General features: G+C 70.2%; 20 protein-coding genes. 10 read left to right on the top strand and 10 right to left on the bottom strand.

The features are described from left to right. The first annotated feature begins 98 nt into the window (after positions 1-98). The gene (locus MKD38_RS16725; RefSeq protein WP_252678391.1) at positions 99-1,079 is read left to right on the top strand and encodes a Bug family tripartite tricarboxylate transporter substrate binding protein; all 981 of its coding nucleotides are present in this window, start codon (positions 99-101) and stop codon (positions 1,077-1,079) included. A gap of 10 nt (positions 1,080-1,089) precedes the next feature. Here MKD38_RS16725 and MKD38_RS16730 read toward each other — a convergent pair whose 3' ends face one another. Then, positions 1,090-1,920: an IclR family transcriptional regulator gene (locus tag MKD38_RS16730; protein WP_252678509.1), complete on the bottom strand. Its 831-nt coding sequence runs from the start codon at positions 1,918-1,920 to the stop codon at positions 1,090-1,092. Between the two features lie 5 nt (positions 1,921-1,925). Then, complete coding sequence (locus MKD38_RS16735) at positions 1,926-2,750, bottom strand: IclR family transcriptional regulator (protein ID WP_252678393.1); 825 nt, start codon at positions 2,748-2,750, stop codon at positions 1,926-1,928. A gap of 311 nt (positions 2,751-3,061) precedes the next feature. Between MKD38_RS16735 and MKD38_RS16740 the strand changes: the two genes are divergently transcribed. The 4 genes from MKD38_RS16740 (at position 3,062) to MKD38_RS16755 (ending at position 7,606) form a co-directional block, all read left to right on the top strand. After that, entirely contained in the window at positions 3,062-4,021 is a 960-nt protein-coding gene (locus MKD38_RS16740; protein ID WP_252678394.1) for an MBL fold metallo-hydrolase, read from the top strand. A gap of 59 nt (positions 4,022-4,080) precedes the next feature. Further along, on the top strand, positions 4,081-5,823 hold the full coding sequence (locus tag MKD38_RS16745; RefSeq protein ID WP_252678395.1) for an FAD-dependent oxidoreductase: 1,743 nt from the start codon (positions 4,081-4,083) through the stop codon (positions 5,821-5,823). Positions 5,824-5,859: 36 nt separating this feature from the next. After that, the gene (locus MKD38_RS16750) at positions 5,860-6,084 is read left to right on the top strand and encodes a DUF2783 domain-containing protein (protein ID WP_252678396.1); all 225 of its coding nucleotides are present in this window, start codon (positions 5,860-5,862) and stop codon (positions 6,082-6,084) included. Between the two features lie 154 nt (positions 6,085-6,238). Further along, positions 6,239-7,606, top strand: coding sequence for an MFS transporter (locus MKD38_RS16755; RefSeq protein ID WP_252678397.1), 1,368 nt, complete (start codon positions 6,239-6,241; stop codon positions 7,604-7,606). A gap of 56 nt (positions 7,607-7,662) precedes the next feature. Here the strand turns inward: MKD38_RS16755 and MKD38_RS16760 are convergent, their stop codons facing one another. After that, the gene (locus MKD38_RS16760; protein ID WP_010814535.1) at positions 7,663-7,971 is read right to left on the bottom strand and encodes a hypothetical protein; all 309 of its coding nucleotides are present in this window, start codon (positions 7,969-7,971) and stop codon (positions 7,663-7,665) included. A gap of 173 nt (positions 7,972-8,144) precedes the next feature. On the opposite strand from MKD38_RS16760, the gene MKD38_RS16765 reads away from it, so the two are divergent. Continuing rightward, positions 8,145-8,366 carry a DUF2188 domain-containing protein gene (locus MKD38_RS16765; protein ID WP_018007233.1) on the top strand — a complete coding sequence of 74 codons (222 nt, stop codon included), beginning with the start codon at positions 8,145-8,147 and terminating at the stop codon, positions 8,364-8,366. Between the two features lie 59 nt (positions 8,367-8,425). After that, a complete protein-coding gene (locus MKD38_RS16770) occupies positions 8,426-9,823 on the top strand; it encodes an erythromycin esterase family protein (protein WP_252678398.1) in 1,398 nt (465 codons plus the stop codon). Between the two features lie 34 nt (positions 9,824-9,857). Here the strand turns inward: MKD38_RS16770 and MKD38_RS16775 are convergent, their stop codons facing one another. The 4 genes from MKD38_RS16775 to MKD38_RS16790 form a co-directional block, all read right to left on the bottom strand. Beyond that, positions 9,858-10,178, bottom strand: coding sequence for a hypothetical protein (locus MKD38_RS16775; RefSeq protein WP_252678400.1), 321 nt, complete (start codon positions 10,176-10,178; stop codon positions 9,858-9,860). A gap of 98 nt (positions 10,179-10,276) precedes the next feature. Then, positions 10,277-10,552, bottom strand: a complete 276-nt coding sequence (locus MKD38_RS16780) for a BON domain-containing protein (RefSeq protein ID WP_252678402.1) — start codon at positions 10,550-10,552, stop codon at positions 10,277-10,279. A gap of 22 nt (positions 10,553-10,574) precedes the next feature. Next, on the bottom strand, positions 10,575-11,141 hold the full coding sequence (locus tag MKD38_RS16785) for a BON domain-containing protein (RefSeq protein ID WP_252678404.1): 567 nt from the start codon (positions 11,139-11,141) through the stop codon (positions 10,575-10,577). A gap of 44 nt (positions 11,142-11,185) precedes the next feature. Continuing rightward, on the bottom strand, positions 11,186-12,340 hold the full coding sequence (locus MKD38_RS16790; protein ID WP_252678406.1) for a flavodoxin family protein: 1,155 nt from the start codon (positions 12,338-12,340) through the stop codon (positions 11,186-11,188). Positions 12,341-12,612: 272 nt separating this feature from the next. On the opposite strand from MKD38_RS16790, the gene MKD38_RS16795 reads away from it, so the two are divergent. Further along, the gene (locus MKD38_RS16795) at positions 12,613-13,179 is read left to right on the top strand and encodes a CinA family protein (RefSeq protein ID WP_252678511.1); all 567 of its coding nucleotides are present in this window, start codon (positions 12,613-12,615) and stop codon (positions 13,177-13,179) included. A gap of 81 nt (positions 13,180-13,260) precedes the next feature. After that, complete coding sequence (locus MKD38_RS16800; RefSeq protein ID WP_252678408.1) at positions 13,261-13,605, top strand: hypothetical protein; 345 nt, start codon at positions 13,261-13,263, stop codon at positions 13,603-13,605. A 105-nt stretch (positions 13,606-13,710) separates the two neighbouring features. Here the strand turns inward: MKD38_RS16800 and MKD38_RS16805 are convergent, their stop codons facing one another. From MKD38_RS16805 to MKD38_RS16815, 3 genes are read right to left on the bottom strand one after another with little or no spacing between them, the layout of a single operon-like run. Continuing rightward, entirely contained in the window at positions 13,711-14,328 is a 618-nt protein-coding gene (locus MKD38_RS16805; protein WP_252678409.1) for a diguanylate cyclase, read from the bottom strand. A gap of 28 nt (positions 14,329-14,356) precedes the next feature. Continuing rightward, the gene (locus MKD38_RS16810; protein WP_252678410.1) at positions 14,357-14,797 is read right to left on the bottom strand and encodes a PA2169 family four-helix-bundle protein; all 441 of its coding nucleotides are present in this window, start codon (positions 14,795-14,797) and stop codon (positions 14,357-14,359) included. Positions 14,798-14,833: 36 nt separating this feature from the next. Then, positions 14,834-15,205, bottom strand: a complete 372-nt coding sequence (locus MKD38_RS16815; protein WP_252678411.1) for a hypothetical protein — start codon at positions 15,203-15,205, stop codon at positions 14,834-14,836. Between the two features lie 338 nt (positions 15,206-15,543). On the opposite strand from MKD38_RS16815, the gene MKD38_RS16820 reads away from it, so the two are divergent. Next, complete coding sequence (locus MKD38_RS16820) at positions 15,544-18,969, top strand: maltotransferase domain-containing protein (protein WP_252678412.1); 3,426 nt, start codon at positions 15,544-15,546, stop codon at positions 18,967-18,969. The last annotated feature ends 14 nt before the right edge of the window (positions 18,970-18,983 follow it).

The raw sequence follows: 18,983 nt of genomic DNA on the forward strand, positions 1-18,983 counted from the left end.
GCCGAACCCGACCTTCGCCAATCCCGAACCCGCGCGCGCCGCCGCTGCGACACACTGACGCCCGTTCCATCGCAACAGATCAAGGAAAGGAGACAGCGATGCAGGGTTGGATCAGGCGTGCGGCCATGGGGCTGCTGTTTGCATGCGCGGCCACGGCCGCAGGCACCGCACTGGCGGACTACCCCGACAAGCCGGTGCGGCTGGTGGTGCCGTTCCCGCCGGGCGGCGCCACCGACCTGCTGGCGCGCGAGATCGGCAACGCGCTGTCGGCGCGGCTGCAGCAGCCGGTGGTGATCGACAACCGCCCCGGTGCGGGCGGCAACCTGGCGGCGATCGCCGTGGCGCGGGCCCCGGCCGACGGCTACACGCTGCTGTTCGGCACCTTCGGCTCGCTGGCGGTGAACAAGAGCCTCTATGACAAGCCCGGCTACGACCCGCTCAAGGACTTCGCGCCGGTGGCGTCGGTGGCCTACCTGCCCAACGTGCTGGTGGTTCATCCCAGCGTGCCGGCGCGCACCGTGCCGGAACTGCTGGCGCTGGCGCGCAAGGAGCCGGCCAAGCTGACCTACGGCTCGTTCGGCAACGGCTCGTCGTCGCACCTGGCGGGCGAATTGTTCACGCACCTGGCCGGTGTCGAGATCACGCACATTCCGTACAAGGGCAGCGCCGCGTCGATGACCGACCTGATCGGCGGGCGCATCACCATGATGTTCGACAGTGTCTCCACGGCGCTGCCGTATATCCGCGACAAGCGCGTGCGCGCGCTGGCGGTGACCACGCAGAAGCCGTCCGAGCAGTTGCCCGGCGTGCCGACGCTGGCCGCCGCCGGCGTGCCCGGCTACGAGCTGACCGCATGGTTTGGCGTGGCGGCCCCGGCGGGCACGCCCAAGGCCGTGATCGACCGCCTCAACGGCGAGATCGTGGCCGCGCTCAAGCAGCCGGACCTGGCCGCCAGGCTCGCCAGCCAGGGCACGGTGCCGTTCCCCGCCACGCCGGCGCAGTTCGGCAGCTATATCCGCGCGCAATACGAGAAATGGGACGGCCTGATCAAGTCGGCCAACATCAAGCTGGACAACTGACCGCCTGGCCTCAGGCTGCGTCCGGCGCGCCGAAGCGCCACGACAGCCGCGCCGCCGCCTGCCGCACCAGCGCGGCGGTGGCGCCTTCGGTGCTGCTGTCGAAGCTGCCGCTGGAACCCATCACCGCGATCACCAGCGCCAGGCTGCCGGTGTGGTCGAACACCGGTGCCGCCAGCGTGTCGATGCCCGGCACCGGGTGGCTCAGCGCATTGTCGATGCGCGCGGCGCGCACCTGCGCCAGCCGCGCGGCGTAGGCCGGCGCCAGCTTGCCGCCGGGTCCGCGCACCTGGTCGGCGGCGGCACCCGCCATGCGCAGCGCATCGTTCTGCAGCAGGCCCGCCAGCACGTTGTCCGGCAGGTGCGCCGCGACGTTGCGGCCGATGGCGGTATGGACCAGCGACAGCACCGTGCCCACGCGCAGGCTGACATGCTGCGGCCGCGCCGATTCTTCCAGCCGCACCACGGTGGGCCCCAGCGGCCCCAGCACCGCCATCGCCACGCTCAGGCCCGTGGCCCCGGCCAGCTCGATCACCTCCGGCTCGGCCTCGCGCGTCGGCGACAGCCGCTGCAGCGCGATCAGCCCCAGTTCCAGCGCCAGCGGTCCGCACAGGTAGTTGCCGGCGGCATCGCGCGCCAGCAGTCCGGTCTTCTGCAGGCTGACCAGGTGCGGAAAGGCCTTGGCCGCCGGCATGCCCGCGGCCAGCGCCAGGTCGCGCAGCGGCAGCGGCCGCCCCGCGGCCACCAGCGCGCCGAGCAACTGGCCGGTGCTGTCGAGCGACTGGATGCCGCGCTGCGGCTTGCCGTCGTCGGGGTCCTGCGGGGTTTCGCTCACGTCGCTCATGCCGTTCATGCCTGTTCACCGTCCGGTTCGCGCAGCGCCGCGCCGATCTCCGCGCCCGCGGCAAGCAGCGCCCGCGCCGCCGCGCCGTGCCAGTCGACATCGATGGCACCGGTCGATCCCACCAGCGTCAGCACCAGCCGCAGCGCGCCGGCGCCGTCGAGCACCGGCACGCTGAGGCTGCTGACGGCCGGGCTGGGCGCATCGATGCTGCGCTCGATCCCGCGCGCACGGATTTCCGCCAGCCTGGCGCTGAACGCGGCCAGGTCGGCTTCGCTGGCATCCGGCTGCTGCGCCTGCCACAACGGCTGCCACTGCGCCGGCGGCTGGAACGCGCAGAACACCCGGCCGGTGGCAGTGGCCGCCAGCGCCATCACCGTGCCCACGTGCAGGTTGACGTGCAGCGGCGCGGTGGCCGGCACATAGCGCACGATAGTCGGTCCCTGCGGCCCGGCCAGGCAGATCGCCACGCTGCAGCCCAGCGCCTGCGCCAGCGCGTCCGCGCGTGGCAGCGCGGCGCGCCAGGCGGCGTCCTGCTCCAGGTGCAGCAGGCCCAGGCGCAGCGCCAGCGGTCCTGGCTCGTAGCGGCCGGACAGGTGGTCGCGCTTGATCAGGCCCAGCCGCGCCAGGCTGACCAGATAGGCATGCGCCTGCGCCGGCGCCAGCTGCGCGGCGTCGGCCAGCGCCGCCAGCGGCATCGGCACGCGCGCCGCGGCCAGCGCCGCGAGCAGGCGCGCGCCCACCTCCACGCTCTGGATGCCGCGCTGCGCCTTGTCGGCATGCGCCGGTGCGCCCGCCGGTGTTACCGCTGCTCGCGCCCTGGGTCTGGCCATCAGCGTCCTGTGTGATCGGAAAAACCGGATATTAATCGAACGCCTCCCGGATCCGGCCGCACGCGGGTTTACCCCCATCTCGATCCGGCCGAAGTTCGTCGCTCCAATCATTTGTCATAGGCTAATCATTTAGCTATTGATTAATTTCTCGACCTTTCCTAAGATGGCATTACCCCGTCGCGACACGGCACACCCGGCCGTGCGACATCCGGAAATCCATACGAACGGGGGCGAGACAGCCAGTGCCACGTCGCATGCGCTTGCGGCCATTCCCGCGCCGTCCCGCCCTGCCCACAAAAGGAAAAGACGCCATGTCCAAGGCATTCGCATCGCAGGCCGACCTGGAAGCCAAGCAGATCACCTTCACCCAGCTGTCCGAGAACGCGTGGGCCTATACCGCCGAGGGCGATCCCAACTCCGGCGTGGTGATCGGCGATGACGGCGTGCTGATCGTCGACACCACGGCCACGCCGGCGATGGCGCAGGACCTGATCGCGCGCATCCGCACCATCACCGACAAGCCGATCAAGTACGTGGTGCTGTCGCACTACCACGCGGTACGCGTGCTGGGCGCGTCGGCCTACTTTGCCGAGGGCGCGCAGCAGGTCATCGCCAGCCGCGGCACCTACGAGATGATCGTCGAGCGCGGCGAGGCCGACATGAAGTCCGAGATCGAACGCTTCCCGCGCCTGTTCGCCGGCGTGGAAACGGTGCCGGGCCTGACCTGGCCGACGCTGGTGTTCGACAAGGAGATCACCCTGTTCCTGGGCCAGCTGGAAGTGCGCATCGCCCACCTGGGCTCTGGCCATACCAAGGGCGACACCGTGGTCTGGCTGCCGCAGCAGAAGGTGCTGTTCTCCGGCGACCTGGTCGAGTACGACGCCGCCTGCTACTGCGGCGACGCGCAACTGGCCGAATGGCCGGCCACGCTCGATGCGCTGCAGGCGCTGAACCCCGAGAAGCTGGTGCCGGGCCGCGGCCCCGCGCTGACCACGCCCGATGAAGTGAAAAAGGGCATCGCCTACACCAAGGACTTCGTCACCACGCTGTTCAAGTCCGGCCAGGAAGCGGTGGCGGAAAAGCTCGACCTGAAGGCCGCGATGGCGCACACGCGCCGCGCCATGGACCCGAAGTTCGGCCACGTCTTTATCTACGAGCACTGCCTGCCCTTCGATGTCTCGCGCGCCTACGACGAGGCCAGCGGCATGCGCCATCCGCGCATCTGGACCGCCCAGCGCGACCAGGAGATGTGGGCCGCGCTGCAGGACTGACGACGGCACCCCGGCAAGCCATCGCACAACAAGGTATTTCAGGTGGAGGAGACACAAGCATGAGCAGCATCGACTACCAGCGGCTGACGTTCGCCTACCAGCCCTGCGCGGAACAGCAGCGCGCCGGGCAATCCGCTGAGGCCGCGCCCGCGGCGGTGCATCCGGTGGTCGTGGTCGGGGCCGGCCCGGTGGGGCTGGCCACCGCCATCGACCTGGCGCAACGCGGCGTGCCCGTGGTGCTGGTGGACGACGACTGCACGCTGTCCACCGGGTCGCGCGCGATCTGCTTTTCCAAGCGCACGCTCGATATCTTCGACCGTCTCGGCTGCGGCGAACGCATGGTCGACAAGGGCGTGCGCTGGCATGTCGGCAGGGTGTTCCTGCGCGACGAGCAGGTCTACAGCTTCGACCTCCTGCCCGAGAGCGGCCACCGCCGTCCGGCCTTCATCAACCTGCAGCAGTACTACCTCGAAGGCTACCTGCTGGAGCGCGCGCAGGCGCTGCCCAATCTCGAGATCCGCTGGCACAACAAGGTCGTCGGCGTGGAAAGCCGCCGCGCGCCTGACGCCGGCGTGGGGCTGACCGTCGAGACCCCTGACGGCTGCTACCCGCTGGCCGCGCGCTATGTGGTGGCCGCCGACGGCTCGCGCAGCCCGATGCGCAAGCTGCTGGGGCTGGACAGCAAGGGCCGCACCTTCCGCGACCGCTTCCTGATTGCCGACGTGAAGATGGAGGCGGATTTCCCGGCCGAGCGCTGGTTCTGGTTCGACCCACCCTTCCATCCGCACCAGTCGGTGCTGCTGCACCGGCAGCCGGACAACGTCTGGCGCATCGACTTCCAGCTGGGCTGGGACGCCGACCCGGTGCTGGAGAAATCGCCCGAGCGCGTGATCCCGCGGGTGCAGGCGCTGCTGGGCAAGGACGCAAAGTTCGAGCTGGAGTGGGTCAGCGTCTACACCTTCTCCTGCCAGCGCATGGACAGCTTCCGCCACGGCAATATCCTGTTCGCCGGCGATGCCGCGCACGGCGTCTCGCCGTTCGGCGCGCGCGGCGCCAACAGCGGTGTCCAGGACGCCGAGAACCTGGCGTGGAAGCTGGCCTACGTGCTGCAGGGCCATGCCTGCGACCGGCTGCTCGACACCTACGCCAGCGAGCGCGAATTCGCCGCCGACGAGAACATCCGCAACTCGACCCGCTCGACCGACTTCATCACGCCCAAGAGCGCCGCCAGCCGCGTGTTCCGCGACGCGGTGCTGGCGTTGTCCAGGCGCCATGCGTTCGCGCGCGCCCTGGTCAACAGCGGCAGGCTGTCGGTGCCGGCGGTGCTGCATGGCTCGCCACTGAACACCGAGGACGCCGCCCCCGATGCTGCCGGCAAGCTGGTGCCCGGCGCGGTCTGCTGCGATGCGCCGGTCTCCGGCGTGGACGGCGCGGGCTGGCTGCTGTCTTACCTGGGCGGCGCTTTCACCTTGCTGGTGTTCGGCAATCCGGAGACGATCGAGGCCGGCACGCTGGCCGACCTGGCCGCCCTGCAGCAGGCCGGCACGCCGCTGCAGCTGGTCTATGTCACCGACGCCGCGCAGCCGCCCATGACCTGCACCCACGCCACCGTGCTGCACGACGACGAAGGCCTGGCGGCGGCACGCTACGGCGCCACGCCCGGCACCTGCTACCTGGTCCGTCCCGACCAGCATGTGTGCGCGCGCTGGCACCGTCCCGACCCGGCCGCGATCCGCGCCGCGCTGGCGCGCGCCACCGGCGCCGACCTGCGCGCACCGCAGCCGGGCCGCATGGCCGCCTGATTGCCCGGACGCCAGCCCTGCCCCACGGAGATTGCCATGCCCAATTCGCTCAACACCCAGCCCAACCTGGCGCGGCCCGACGACTTCTACGAGGCCCTGATCGAGATGCACCGCGACCTCGACGAGGCCCAGAGCCAGGCCGCCAACGCGCAGCTGATCCTGCTGCTGGCCAACCACATCGGCGACCACGATGTGCTGCTGGCGGCCATGACCGAAGCGCGCGCCGGCATCGTCGCCAGCCCGGACACGGCGCCGGCCTGACCGGATAGCCAGGCGCAGGCGCGGACCTGTCCGAGCCTGCGCCACCCGCTGTCCTTCAACACATCCCGGGCCAACGCGCACCAGACGCGGGCCCACTGGCGGCAACCGCCCGGCTGCCTGCCGCCGCAGCCACCACCGCACGGAGACAACATCGATGAGCCATCCGGTCTCAGGGGAGCTTTCGTCCCTATCCAGCCTGGCGCCTCCCGCCCCAGCCCCCACAGCCCCCACCGCACTCGCTGCGCGCGACGAGGACGCGCTCTACCGCAAGGTCTGGCTGCGCATCATTCCCTTCCTGTTCGTCTGCTACGTGGTGTCGTTCCTGGACCGCATCAACATCGGCTTCGCGCAGTTGCAGATGAAGCAGGACCTGGGCTTCAGCGATGCCATGTACGGCCTTGGCGCCGCGGTGTTCTACGTCGGCTACGTGCTGTGCGAGGTGCCGAGCAACATGCTGCTGGCGCGCTTCGGCGCGCGTCGCACCTTCACCCGCATCATGGTGCTGTGGGGCACCGTGTCGGTGGCGATGATGGCGGTGTCGACGCCCGCGCAGTTCTACGCGCTGCGCTTCCTGCTGGGCGTGTTCGAGGCCGGCTTCTTCCCCGGCATCGTGCTGTACCTGACCTACTGGTTCCCCGCGCGCCGGCGCGCCGCGGTGATGGCGATCTTCTTTGCCGGCGTGGCGGTGGCGGGCGTGCTGGGCGGACTGGTGTCCGGCTGGATCATGCGCGACATGGCCGGCGTGCTGGGCTTGCAGGGCTGGAAGTGGATGTTCGCGATCGAAGGGGCGCCGGCGGTGCTGTTGGGGCTGGCGGCCGCACGCCTGCTGGTGGACGGGCCGCAGCAGGCCAGCTGGCTGAGCGAGCGCGAACGCGCCCACCTGCTGCGCGACACCGCCGCGCACGCCCAGGGCGGCGGCCATTCGCTGCACGCGCTGCGCCAGGTGCTGCGCAACCCGCGCGTGTACGTGTTCGCCTTTATCTATTTTTCGCTGACCTGCGGTTCGCTGGCGCTCAGCTTCTGGATGCCGTTGATGATCCGCGATTTCGGCGTGACCGACGTGATGTCGGTGAGCCTGTATTCGGTGGTGCCGAATGCGGTGGGCGCGGTCGGCCTGATCTTGATCGCGCGGCATTCGGACCGCACCGGCGAGCGCCATCGCCATTTCCTGCTGTGCACGGCGGGCGGCGCGCTGGCGCTGGCGGCGCTGACCTTGCCGCTGCCGGGGCTGGCCGCGATGCTGGCCATCCTGTCGGTGGCGGCGGTGCTGATCTTTGCCGCGCTGCCGGTGTTCTGGGCGCTGCCGCCGGGCTACCTGCCGGGCGCCGGCACCGCCGCCGGGATCGCCTTCATCAGCAGCATCGGCATCACCAGCGGCATCGTCAGCCCGTGGGTGATCGGCCAGATCAAGACCCGCACCGGCAGCCTCGACCATGCGCTCTACCTGCTGGCGGCGCTGCTGCTGGCAAGCGGCCTGGCGATGTGGCTGGGCGTGCCGAAACTACCCGCGCGGCCGGCGTGAGCCAGGCCTCGGGAAACCTCAATTCCGGATGGTCCGCACCCGCACGGGTGCGGCGTTCAGTGGGATCGGCCGCAGGGAATCACGGAGGCGATTTCCTCCCGCATCACCTCGACCACATCGTCGATTTCCAGCCCCTCGGCGGTGACCAGCACGTCCTGTCCGCGCCCGATGGCGTAGACCACGCCGCGCCAGCGGCCGGGCTCGACGGCCTCGCACAGGCGGATATTGAATTCGGTGTCCTGGTCCTGGCTATACACCGTCACCAGGTCGCCCACCTGGGGAGTGCGCACCGCTTCTCCGTCGAACGCCCGGGCCACCACGGTCACCGGCGACTGCGTCAGCCCCCTGGCAAATCTTGCACGCATGGTCCGCTCCTCTTATTGCGATCCAAGTCCAGCTTACAAGAGGCCGGACAAATAACCAGGGATTTCCATCCGAAAGTGGAACCGGAAGCGCTTCGCGCCTGTCAGACGCCGCCGGATAGACAGCGCGCGCAGATCGACCACAATAAAAGGACCGATATCCGAGGAGACCCGACATGGGCAGCAACATACACGTCGTTCCGCACGACGAAGGCTGGGACGTCATCCACGAAGGCGCACGCTACGCCGAATCGCACCACGCCACGCAGGAAGAGGCGGTCGCCGCCGGCACCTCGCAGGCGCAGCGCGAGCACGTCGAATTGCTGATTCATGGCCGCGATGGCCAGATCCGCTCGCGCAACAGCTTCGGCCACGATCCGCGCACCATTCACGGCTGACCCGCACTGCTTGCCGCAACGCTGAGGATGCCGGCACGCAGCCGGCAGCCCGCGCCACCATGCCACAACACCGGGCCGACCCGCACGCCGCGGCCGCGCTTGTGTCCGCCCTTGCGGCCGCGACCGTGCCGTGGCCGGCGATCGACCACGCGGCCGAGAGCCCGTTCATCGGCCCCTTCGCCAACGCTGCCGCGGCGCTGGCCGATCGGCTCGGCCATCATCGCGTGGTGCTGCTGGGCGAGAGCACGCATGGCACCGCCGAGTTCTATCACGCCCGCGCCGCACTGACCGCGCAGCTGGTGGCCCAGCACGGCTTCGGCATCATCGCGGTGGAGGCAGACTGGCCTGACGCCGCCGCGGTCGACCGCCATGTGCGCGGGCGCCCGCCGCGGCCCGCCGAATCCCCTGGCGCCGCCTTTACGCGCTTCCCGGTCTGGATGTGGCGCAACCTCGAGGTGGCGCGCTTTATCCGCTGGCTGCACGCGCACAATGCCGCGCTGGCGCCGGCCCGGCGCGCCGGCTTCTTCGGCCTCGATATTTATAGCCTGGGCGCCTCGATGGCGGCGGTGCTGGCTTACCTGGAAGGCGTCGACCCTCGCGCCGCGCAGGCCGCGCGCGAGCGCTATGGCTGCCTGGAACCGTGGCGGCGCGATCCGGCGCGCTACGGCCGCGCCGTGCTGCATGGCACCCATGCCGACTGCGAGGACGCGGTGGTCGAACAGCTGCAGGCCTTGCTCGACAAGCGCCTCGCCTATGCGCGCGACGGACACGAGGATTTCCTTGACGCCGCGCAGAATGCGCGCCTGGTGGCTTCGGCCGAACGCTATTACCGCGTCATGTACCACGGCAGCGACGACAGCTGGAACCTGCGCGACACGCATATGTTCGAAACCCTGGAGCAGTTGCTGCACGCCCATGGGCCGGCATCGCGCGCGGTGGTGTGGGCGCACAACTCGCATATCGGCGACGCGTCGCACACCGAGATGGGCACCAGCCAGGGCCAGCTGAATATCGGCCAGCTATGCCGCGAGGCCTTCGGCGACGCGGCCGCGCTGGTCGGCTTCAGCACCTACGATGGCACCGTCGCGGCGGCGACTTCGTGGGACGGGCCCATGGAAATCAAGCAGGTGCGGCCCGCGCGAACAGACAGCTACGAGCACCTGTTCCACGCCGCTGGTCATGCGCAGGGCTGGACGGATTTGCGGGGTGACGGTGTTGACGACGGCAAGGGCAGCGCCGTGCACGACGAACTGCGCGAACTGCTGATGCCGGCGCGGCAGGAGCGCTTTATCGGCGTGATCTACCGCCCAGAGACGGAACTGCAGAGCCACTACGCACGCGCCATCCTGCCGCGGCAGTTCGACGTGCTGGCGTGGTTCGACCGCAGCAGCGCGGTGCCGGCGCTGCCCGCTGCGCCGGCACCGGGCGCGCCCGAGACCTGGCCTTCAGGACTCTGAGACGCTGGCGCGGCCCAGCCGCTCCTTGCCTCAGTTATTTGCGGCTCTTCGGCGCCTTCGGTTCCGAAGCCGGATAGTCATACCGTTGCGGCGATTGCGGCCCCTCGTTGACGGCGGGGCTGGCCGGCGTGGCAGGCGTTGCCGGTGTGGCGCGGGTGCCCGGGCCGCCTGGCGTCGCGGGTGTGGCAGGCGTTGCAGGGGTGGCGCGGCGCGTGTCGCCCTGGCCCGGCATGACATCGGAGGCCGACGTGCCCGGCGCGCGCGTGTCGGCGCCAGGACGCGTGGTGGTGGTGGTCTGGGCCCACGCGGGCACGCTGAGTAGCGCGGCCAGCGCAAAAATCGCGGTGTGTCTCATGACAGTCTCCTTCCTCGTGAATCCATCGCTGATGGCCAACGGCGTTCGGCAGCGGCCGGAACTGGCTCCGTTGCGAAAGCCATGCCAGCGTGCGCAACTCAGCCGCCGGTACGATCGGGCGCGACCTCGATCTGATTGACGACGTCGCACCCGCCGGCATGCGTGCGCACGCAGGCCTCGACCGCATCGCGGTCAGCGGCGCTGCCAATCGCGCCACGCAGCGTGATGCGGCCTTGCGCCACGTCCAGCGCAATCTCGCTGACGTCGAGGCCGCTCTCCCACAAGCGCTCGCACAGCGAGGCCTGCAGCGCCGTGTCGGCCGCGCCGACGGCATTGCCGCGTGGGTTGGTGTCCGTCTTCGGGGAAGCAGGCATGAGCAAGGTCCGCGCCGCGGCCTCAGTACATGCGCATGCCGTGGCCGGGATGGCCCTCGGCCGCGGCCGGCCTTGCCACATGCAGGTGGTTGACCAGATCCCTGACGCCGAAGACCTCGTCGGCGATATCCTCGATGCGGTACTTCTGGTGCCGGTCCGGCACGCTGCCCTCCAGCGTCACCACGCCCTGCTGGACCCGCACCTCGACCTCGTTCAGGTCAAGCCGGCCACTGCGCGTCAGTTGCTCGCACAGGTCTTCCAGGATGCGTTCGTCGCTGCGCTGGTAGTTGCGCGGCCCGACCGGCCGCCATGGTTCCGTCCCGCCACGGTAGAGGTCCATGCGCTCGTTGTAGCCGGTGAACTGGCGGTAAGGGTCGGTCCTGCCCCGGGCTTGCGGGGCCTGGGCCTCGTGCGGCCGCCATTCCCCGGTACCGCGTCCGGCAACGCGGCCGCCGCCAAATTCGCCGGGGTCGACCGGCTGGTCATAGTCGTACACGCCATAGGCACCCACGTAGTGGCTGCGCATATCGGCCTCGGGCACGGCGCTTTCGTGCCATGGCGGGCCGCGCCAGTTGTCTCTGCGATCCATCGTTGCCTCCGTTGTTGCCTCCGCTCCTGCCTTGGTCTGTTGCGCTACTTCAGCCGGGGCGGTACCAGGCCGTGGTCCGCGGTGCGCAGTTGGCCATGGCGCAGCTGCTCGACCGCGCACGCCAGCGCACGCGCCACGTTGTCGACTTCGCCCTGCACGCTGGTATCGTGGTCCAGCGCGACATGGCTGGTGGCATAAGGCTCGTAGTAGCCGATATACCGGTCCAGCCGCGCCTGGGCGCCGGCATCGATCAATCCCATCCAGTCCAGCCAGTCCGACAGCGCGCGGCGCACACCTTCGATGCCGGCGACGTCGCCATGCACCACCAGCCCGTAGGCGCGCCCGGCCAGGTGCTTGGGATAGTCCCAGCCCGACAGCTCGATCGCCTTGGCCCTTGCCACGTCCTTGCCGCGCGTGGTGGTGGGATCCGGGTTGCCGCCATCGGCGCAGACCAGCCGGTCCATCATCAGCTTGAGCGGGCTGCTGACCTGGTACCAGTACACCGGCGTGACGATGAGCACGCCATGGCAGGCGGCCCAGCGCGGGTAGATCTCGTTCATCCAGTCATTGACCTGGCCCAGCGCATGGTTGGGATAGCAGCTGCACGGCCAGTGGCACAGCGGCATCGCGGTCGATACGCAGCCCTTGCACGGATGGATATGCAGTTGCGCGTCGGAAGTCAGGTGGCTCAGGTCGAGCAGGTCGACCTCGATGCCCTGCGCTTCCAGTCGCTCGCGCGCCCGCCCGGCCAGGCGCCAGGATTTCGACATTTCGCCCGGGCAGGTGTAGTCGTTGCGCGAGGCCGCACACACCAGCAGCACGCGCGAGCGCGTGGCCGGGTCGGCCTGGCGCTGCTGGGCCACGCGCACCGCCTCGCTGGCGGCGCGCCATTCGTCGGAGAGGTCGTAATCCGGGTCGGCATAGCCCGCGCCCGCCTTGTGCGTGAGCGGCGCCTTGCGGCTTTGCTCATAGGCGTCCCAGGCAATGCGCTCGAGCCGGCCCAGCGCTTCGTCCTCGTGCCGATAGGCGGGGTCGGTAAAGCGCGCCAGGAAGCGCTGGCGAAAGACTTCGCGCGGCAGCGGACTGGTTACCTGGCCCTTGCGCACGTCCTCGGGGTTGCCGGCGTGGCGCGGCGCGCGCGGCGCATCGTGCGCGGGACGGTCGGGGCGCGTGGGTGGCTTCGGCGGCTGCTCGGGCATGTCGGTCTCCGTACAAGTCGTTGCGCACCGGACATGCAAGATGAGCGCCACCACCGCGCAAGGTGTGCGCCGCGCGCGGCGCGCAGCTTTTACAGGCGCGCTCCGGCGCTGCATGTACATTTTTCCCCGCATTAGCACCCGCCGCTGCCGCCAGCGGGCGCTTGCTGTCCCTGCAGCGCCGCGCGTGCACTAGCCACTTGCTGGCACGGAACCTGCCGCCCTGCGGGAAATCGACTGCGGATACCGCGATGGAGAGCATGCGAGTGAGTGCGATAAGCCACGGTGGTGCTGACGGCAGCAACAACGTCGGCATCGCGCGCTATCTGCTGCGCCATAGGCTGCGCGTGGTCACGGCGGAATCCTGCACCGCCGGCCTGATCGCCTCGCGCATCGCCGAGGTGCCGGGTTGCGGCGATGTGTTGCGCTGCGCGATCGTGGCGTACTCGCCGTCCGCCAAGGAACAGCTGCTGCAAGTCCCGGCGGAGACCATCCGGCGCCATGGCCTGACCAGCGAGGCCGTCTCGCTGGCGATGGCGCGCGGCGCCATGCAACTGACCGGCGCGGACCTGGCGATCGCCAACACCGGCGTTGCCGATGGCGGCGGCGACGGCGATATCCCCGCCGGCACGCAATGCTTTGCGTGGGTGTTCCGTCGCCACGGCCATGCCGCGCACGACGTGGTATCGCATGCGGAAGGGATTGCGGCATTTACCGAGACACGCCGCTTTGCCGGCGCGCGCAATGCCGTGCGCGAAGCGGCCGCCGACTGGGCGCTGGCACGCATCTGCCATTACCACGAACTGACGCGCAGCGGGCAAGGCCGCGAGCCGCGCACATGAATCGCCGGCGTGCCGAAACGGCATGCCGGCAATCCCGAGGGCCCTGGGCCCGACCGACGTAGTCTTGCAACGGAGACCATCATGAAACGCACTCTCGCTACCACGGCACTGGTCGTCGGCACCGCGCTCTGCCTGCCGGCCTTTGCCCAACAAGCCCCGGCGTCGCCGAACGTGCCGAACCCCAGCGTGCCGCCGATCGAAGGTTCGCCTCCGGCCTCGCGCAACCAGCCGGCCGCTACCGACATGGGCTCCGCTTCCGCCCCCGGCGCCAAGGACACTATGAAGAAATCGAAGTCGAAGTCGGACAAGGCCTCGAACACCGCGCCCAGCAAGAAGCCGCGCGAGCAAGGCGCGCCCGCCGCACCGACCGCCGATGCGCCGAGCGGCCCCAAGGGCGATTCGCCGGATCCGGCGCCCAAGCAGTAAGCGCCCGATCAATCCTGAAAACACGCGGCGCGCCGTGCGCGCCGGCTGCTCGCCTGCAGCGCCCGCAACGCAACGGACTATCGCGTTAACGGGCGTCGCGCCAGGCTAGCCGCCGCCGCGCATGGCCCGCGTCGCCTGCGCCAGCAGCGCCTCGCGTTCACGCCGGCGCCAGCGCACGCAGCGCCATAGCTCCTCCAGGTAAGGGAGCCCCGCCAGCAGCACCACCGCCACCAGCAGGCCGGCCAGATAGGCCGGCGGCAGCGGCTCTGCCTTCAACGCCAGCGCCATCCGCGCCGGCTCGGAGCCGCGCCCGAACAAGGCCAGAAACTGGCCCCAGTGCAACACCACCACATACGACGCCGCGGCCAGCGGCAGGACTTCCAGCAGGCTGTGCATGTGCTGCTCGACCGGTGCGATATGGCGGCGCCTGCTGGCGTAATGCACATCCCACCATGCGGTGAGCTCGTGGATGACCAGCGCCGCCAGCACCACCGCGATCACCAGCGCGTTGACCTCCAGGAACAGCACCAGCAGCAGCGGCAGCCCGACTTCGGCCAGCATCAGCATGTGCAGCAGCGATTCGGTGACGCCGGCGTTGCGTTCGATCTGCGTGGCCCGGTGGCAGAGCCAGTCCCCCACGCCCGCCAGCAGCCACAGCGGCACCAGCCCGTACATCAGCACGAGCCGGGCGGCATGTTCGAAGGCAGGGAGGTCGGCCGGCATGGCAGTGCTGTGGCCCGATGCGCGCCGGCTACGGCCGCTCTTGCGGCGCGCGGTACTGCTGTCGCAGCACCCGGAACAGCTCGTGGTTCACCTGCACGCCGCGATACTGCCTGCGCACCACGGCGCGCAGGCGCGAGCCCAGCACATGCGTGCGCAGCGCCCGCGCATAGCGACGCTGCACCGCATGCTCGCGCTTGCTGATGGCCTGCACGATGGAACGGTCCGACCTGTGCTTGCCCATCCCTTGTGTCGTCCCGGGGGCCGGTGGCAATGCCTCCGGCACCTCGCCCAGGTCGAGCAGGCACGCCTGCAACTCATGCGCGGCCTGCGCGAACGCATTGGCGCGGCTGGTGAGCACGGACTTGAGATGCGGGTTGGCCGCCGCGATGGCAGCGCGGCGGCAGCCCAGTTCGCCCTCGCGGGAGGCCGCGATCAGCGCGTTCAGCAACAGGATTTTTTTCTTCGCCATGGCACACCTGCCCTGGTCCGCGGGCGGACCGTGAAGTCACCGATCGGAGCCGGCGGCTGCCGGCGGTTGCGCGTTGGCGCCGGACATGTTGCGCACGCCGGACTGGTCCAAGGATAGCGGCTGGCCCGGCCTGGCGCCAGCTGCGGCGAAGGCGTGCTGCGCGGCGGCCCGCCACGCCTTGCGCGCCTCGCGCATGCCACGCAGGTTCATGGCGATCAGCGCCAGCTGCAGCACGATCAGCGCATGGGCTTCGCCGTGCCAGCCCCACGCAATCCACAGCACGTTGCTGGCCAGGAACACCCAGAAGCCGGCACGCCGCCGCGCGATCGAGCGCGAACCGACCAGCCAGGTCGCCACTACCGTCACCACCATTGCCGGCCATTGCGCCGCCTCCAGCCACTGATCCATGGGTCTCCTTAGATGGCTTGCCACGTGCCGGCGATGGCACGCATGGGCTCAAAGGGGCAAGAACCATACCGGCGCGCGCACCGGCCGGCAGCGGCCGTGCGGGCTTGCGCGTTATTTCCATCGGCGCGGCGGCCACCAGTACTTTTTACAAGGCGTTGCCGGATCGGCACATGCGCTGCCGCGCCGCACGCCCTTGCGGTGCTTGGGCGAACCGGCCCGTCGCGGCGCGCGGGCGCGCTGGCACGCACTTCGCATGGCAGAGCCATCCCGGCGGCAGGCCGCAAGGCGCCGCTCCGGGATTTTTGTTGCTCCGCCGGAGCGAAACACCGGGAGGACATGTGCGGATCTGCCAGATCGACCTGACCGGAACGCCCGAAGCCGATCAGCATGCGCTGCAGCGTGTGGCGGCACTGGGGTTCGACCACGTATTGATCGGCGGCTGGCCGCACCTGCCTGAGGACGACACGCTCGCGGCGTGCGCCCGGCATGGACTGGCCCCTCTGCTCGATATATCACTCGACCGTTATATGGCGGACGGCGCCGCCGGGACCGACGATCTTCCCGATGCGGCCTGGATCGACACCGCGGCGCCCGCCTTCGCGCCGCATGAAACCGACAACCACATCCCCGGCTCGCGCCTGCGCTGGCATGACCGGCAGATCGCCGAGGCGCTGGTGCAATGGTGGGCGGCGCGGCTGCGCCTGGCGTGGGCCGCCGGCGCGGCCGGCTTTTGCTGCCGTGCGCCGGCACGCGTGCCGGGCCAGTGCTGGGCCGCACTGCTGGCGACCTTGCGTGGCGATGCGGTGCCGGAAACGGCGCGCGGCACGCCGCGCTTCCTCGCCTGGACCCCGGGGCTGACGCCGGCACAACTGGACGAGCTGGCGCCCGCCGGCTTCGACGGCGCCTTCTGCTCGCTGCCGTGGTGGGACTACCGCAGCGCCTGGCTGACCGAGGAAATGGCGCGGCTGCGCCGCCTCGGCCGGGTGCTGGCGGCGCCGGCGCTGGCGCCGGCGCGCCATGACGCGCTCAGCGCGCGGCGCGCGCTGTGGACTGCCGCGGCGATCGGCGACGGCATCCTGGTGCCGGCGGGATTCGAGACCGGCGGCGCGCACGCGCGCGATCCGCTGGCGCCGGACGGCCACGTGCATGACGGCGTGCCCTACGACATTACCCACGAAGTGCTGGAAGCCAATACCTGGCTGGCGGCGCGCGACCCCGCGCCGGCCCTGGCGGTGCGCCTGCTGAGCGGCCCCGACGCGCCGCTGACCGTGCTGGCGCGCCTGCCCACCCCCGACGGCCATGGCAATGGGCCCGATGCCGCGCCCCGCCGCGATGACCCGGCCGTGCCCGACGCGGGCCCCGCACTGGCGGTGGTGCTCAATCCCGATCCGATGGAGCCGGCCAGCCTCGGTGCCGACCGCGTGCTCAGTGCCATGCCGCATGCCAGCGCCCGCCTGGAGCCCGCTGCGGGCGGCCCTGGCGGCACGCTTGACGGCACCAGCCGGCTCGATGCGCTGTCCAGCATCACGCTGGCGCCGGCCGACATCCGCCTATACGAAGTGCCGCCGGTGCCGCTGAGCCGGCCCGGCATGCCGCGGCCCGACGCGACCGCGCCGCACGGCCACGAAACCCTGGCGGTCACCGGCCTGGGCAGCGTGGTCGCCGCCATGGAGGCGCCGCGCATCGCCATCGAACAGGTCGAGCCCGCCTGCGACGCCGGCCGTTTCGCGGTGCGCCGGGTGGTGGGCGAGCGTGTCGCCGTCAGCGCCGATATCTGGATGGATGGCCACGACAAGCTTGCCGCCGCGGTGTTATGGCGCGCGCCGGGCGAGACCGACTGGCACGAGACACCGATGCTGCCAGGCATCAATGACCGCTGGGAAGGCAGCTTCCCGCTGGTGGCGCTGGGCCGGCATGAATTCACGGTCGAGGCCTGGCGCGACACCTACGCCAGCTGGCTCGACGAAATCGGCAAGAAGCGCGCGGCCGGACTCAACGTCGCGCTCGAGACCGAGGAAGGCGCGCGGCTGGTGGCGGATGCGCTGCTGCGGCCGACCGCGAATGGAAAAGCGGGCAACGGCAGGAAAACCGGCAAGAAAGGCAACCAGAAGACCGCCGACAGCGAACTGTCCGCCATCGTCGACGAACTGACCGCCACCGCCGGCGATGACGAACGGCGCCTGCAGCTGCTGCTGTCCGAGCGCACCGCCGCAGCCATGCAGGCCGTGATGCAGACCCCGGCCGGACGCCCGTTCGCGTCGCGCCATCCGGTGGCGATGCCGGTCGAGGCCGACCGGCTGGCGGCGCGCTTCGCCAGCTGGTACGAGCTGTTTCCGCGCTCGCAAAGCAACGACGCGCAGCGCCATGGCACCTTCGATGACGTCATCGCGCGCCTGCCCGCGATCCGCGCGATGGGCTTCGACGTGCTGTACTTCCCGCCGATCCACCCGATCGGCCGCACCCATCGCAAGGGACGCAACAACAGCCTGCGCAGCGAGCCGGGCGACCCGGGCAGCCCCTATGCCATCGGCGGCGCGGAAGGCGGCCACGATGCGCTGCATCCGGAGCTGGGCACGTTCGAGGACTTCAGCCGGCTGATCGACGCCGCCGCCGCCAACGGCCTGGAGCTGGCGCTGGACTTCGCGATCCAGTGCTCGCCCGACCATCCGTGGCTGCGGGACCATCCGGAGTGGTTCGCGCACCGGCCCGACGGCTCGCTGCGCTACGCCGAGAACCCGCCAAAGAAGTACGAGGACATCGTCAACGTCGACTTCTACGCCGCGGCGCCGGCCGGTGCCGCGCTGTGGCAGGCACTGCGCGACGTGGTGATGTTCTGGGCCGACCACGGCATCCGCATCTTCCGCGTCGACAACCCGCACACCAAGCCGCTGCCGTTCTGGGAATGGATGATCGCCGACGTGCGCGCGCGCCATCCCGACACCATCTTCCTGGCCGAGGCCTTCACCCGGCCCAAGATGATGGCGCGGCTGGCCAAGCTGGGCTTCAGCCAGTCGTACACCTACTTCACCTGGCGCAACACCAAGTGGGAACTGACTGAGTACCTGACCGAACTGACGCAGAGCCCGCTGCGCGACTTCTTCCGGCCGCATTTCTTCGTCAACACGCCCGACATCAACCCCTACTTCCTGCATCACGGCGGCCGGCCCGCGTTCCTGATCCGCGCGGCGCTGGCGACGCTGCTGTCCGGGCTGTGGGGCATGTACAGCGGCTTCGAACTGTGCGAGAGCGCGCCCTTCGTGCTCGACGGCAAGGTGCGCGAGGAATACCTGGACTCCGAGAAATACCAGCTGCGCGTGCGCGACTGGCAGCAGCCCGGCAATATCGTCGCCGAGATCTCGCGCCTCAACGAGATCCGGGCCGGCCACCCCGCGCTGCAGAACCACCTGGGACTGCGCTTCTACCATGCCGGCAGCGACGCGGTGCTGTGGTTCGCGCGCTTCGTGCCGGGCACCGATTATCTGTTCGGCGACGACGTGCTGCTGGTGGCGATCAACCTCGACCCGCGCACCGCGCACGATGCCGATATCGAAATCCCGCTGTGGGAATGGGGCCTGCCCGACCAGGCCGGCCTCGCGGTGCAGGACCTGATGCGCGGCCAGCGCTTCGAGCTGCGCGGCAAGCACCAGCGCATCCGCCTCGACCCGGCGCAGCTGCCGTTCGCGGTCTGGCATGCGCAGCCGCTGGAACGTCCCGCCCCCCGCCCACCTGCTGCGCCGGTCTCGACCGACCCGCACGGCGCCTGACAGGCATACGTGGA

This window comes from Cupriavidus sp. WGlv3 (assembly GCF_023952475.1).
GTDB classification, from domain to species: domain Bacteria; phylum Pseudomonadota; class Gammaproteobacteria; order Burkholderiales; family Burkholderiaceae; genus Cupriavidus; species Cupriavidus phytorum.

Excerpts from the sequence above, each read along its gene's own strand:
- MKD38_RS16725 (WP_252678391.1), top strand. The coding sequence starts at position 99 with ATGCAGGGTTGGATCAGGCGTGCGGCCATGGGGCTGCTGTTTGCATGC.
- MKD38_RS16730 (WP_252678509.1), bottom strand. The coding sequence starts at position 1,920 with ATGAGCGACGTGAGCGAAACCCCGCAGGACCCCGACGACGGCAAGCCG.
- MKD38_RS16735 (WP_252678393.1), bottom strand. The coding sequence starts at position 2,750 with ATGGCCAGACCCAGGGCGCGAGCAGCGGTAACACCGGCGGGCGCACCG.
- MKD38_RS16740 (WP_252678394.1), top strand. The coding sequence starts at position 3,062 with ATGTCCAAGGCATTCGCATCGCAGGCCGACCTGGAAGCCAAGCAGATC.
- MKD38_RS16745 (WP_252678395.1), top strand. The coding sequence starts at position 4,081 with ATGAGCAGCATCGACTACCAGCGGCTGACGTTCGCCTACCAGCCCTGC.
- MKD38_RS16750 (WP_252678396.1), top strand. The coding sequence starts at position 5,860 with ATGCCCAATTCGCTCAACACCCAGCCCAACCTGGCGCGGCCCGACGAC.
- MKD38_RS16755 (WP_252678397.1), top strand. The coding sequence starts at position 6,239 with ATGAGCCATCCGGTCTCAGGGGAGCTTTCGTCCCTATCCAGCCTGGCG.
- MKD38_RS16760 (WP_010814535.1), bottom strand. The coding sequence starts at position 7,971 with ATGCGTGCAAGATTTGCCAGGGGGCTGACGCAGTCGCCGGTGACCGTG.
- MKD38_RS16765 (WP_018007233.1), top strand. The coding sequence starts at position 8,145 with ATGGGCAGCAACATACACGTCGTTCCGCACGACGAAGGCTGGGACGTC.
- MKD38_RS16770 (WP_252678398.1), top strand. The coding sequence starts at position 8,426 with ATGCCACAACACCGGGCCGACCCGCACGCCGCGGCCGCGCTTGTGTCC.
- MKD38_RS16775 (WP_252678400.1), bottom strand. The coding sequence starts at position 10,178 with ATGAGACACACCGCGATTTTTGCGCTGGCCGCGCTACTCAGCGTGCCC.
- MKD38_RS16780 (WP_252678402.1), bottom strand. The coding sequence starts at position 10,552 with ATGCCTGCTTCCCCGAAGACGGACACCAACCCACGCGGCAATGCCGTC.
- MKD38_RS16785 (WP_252678404.1), bottom strand. The coding sequence starts at position 11,141 with ATGGATCGCAGAGACAACTGGCGCGGCCCGCCATGGCACGAAAGCGCC.
- MKD38_RS16790 (WP_252678406.1), bottom strand. The coding sequence starts at position 12,340 with ATGCCCGAGCAGCCGCCGAAGCCACCCACGCGCCCCGACCGTCCCGCG.
- MKD38_RS16800 (WP_252678408.1), top strand. The coding sequence starts at position 13,261 with ATGAAACGCACTCTCGCTACCACGGCACTGGTCGTCGGCACCGCGCTC.
- MKD38_RS16805 (WP_252678409.1), bottom strand. The coding sequence starts at position 14,328 with ATGCCGGCCGACCTCCCTGCCTTCGAACATGCCGCCCGGCTCGTGCTG.
- MKD38_RS16810 (WP_252678410.1), bottom strand. The coding sequence starts at position 14,797 with ATGGCGAAGAAAAAAATCCTGTTGCTGAACGCGCTGATCGCGGCCTCC.
- MKD38_RS16815 (WP_252678411.1), bottom strand. The coding sequence starts at position 15,205 with ATGGATCAGTGGCTGGAGGCGGCGCAATGGCCGGCAATGGTGGTGACG.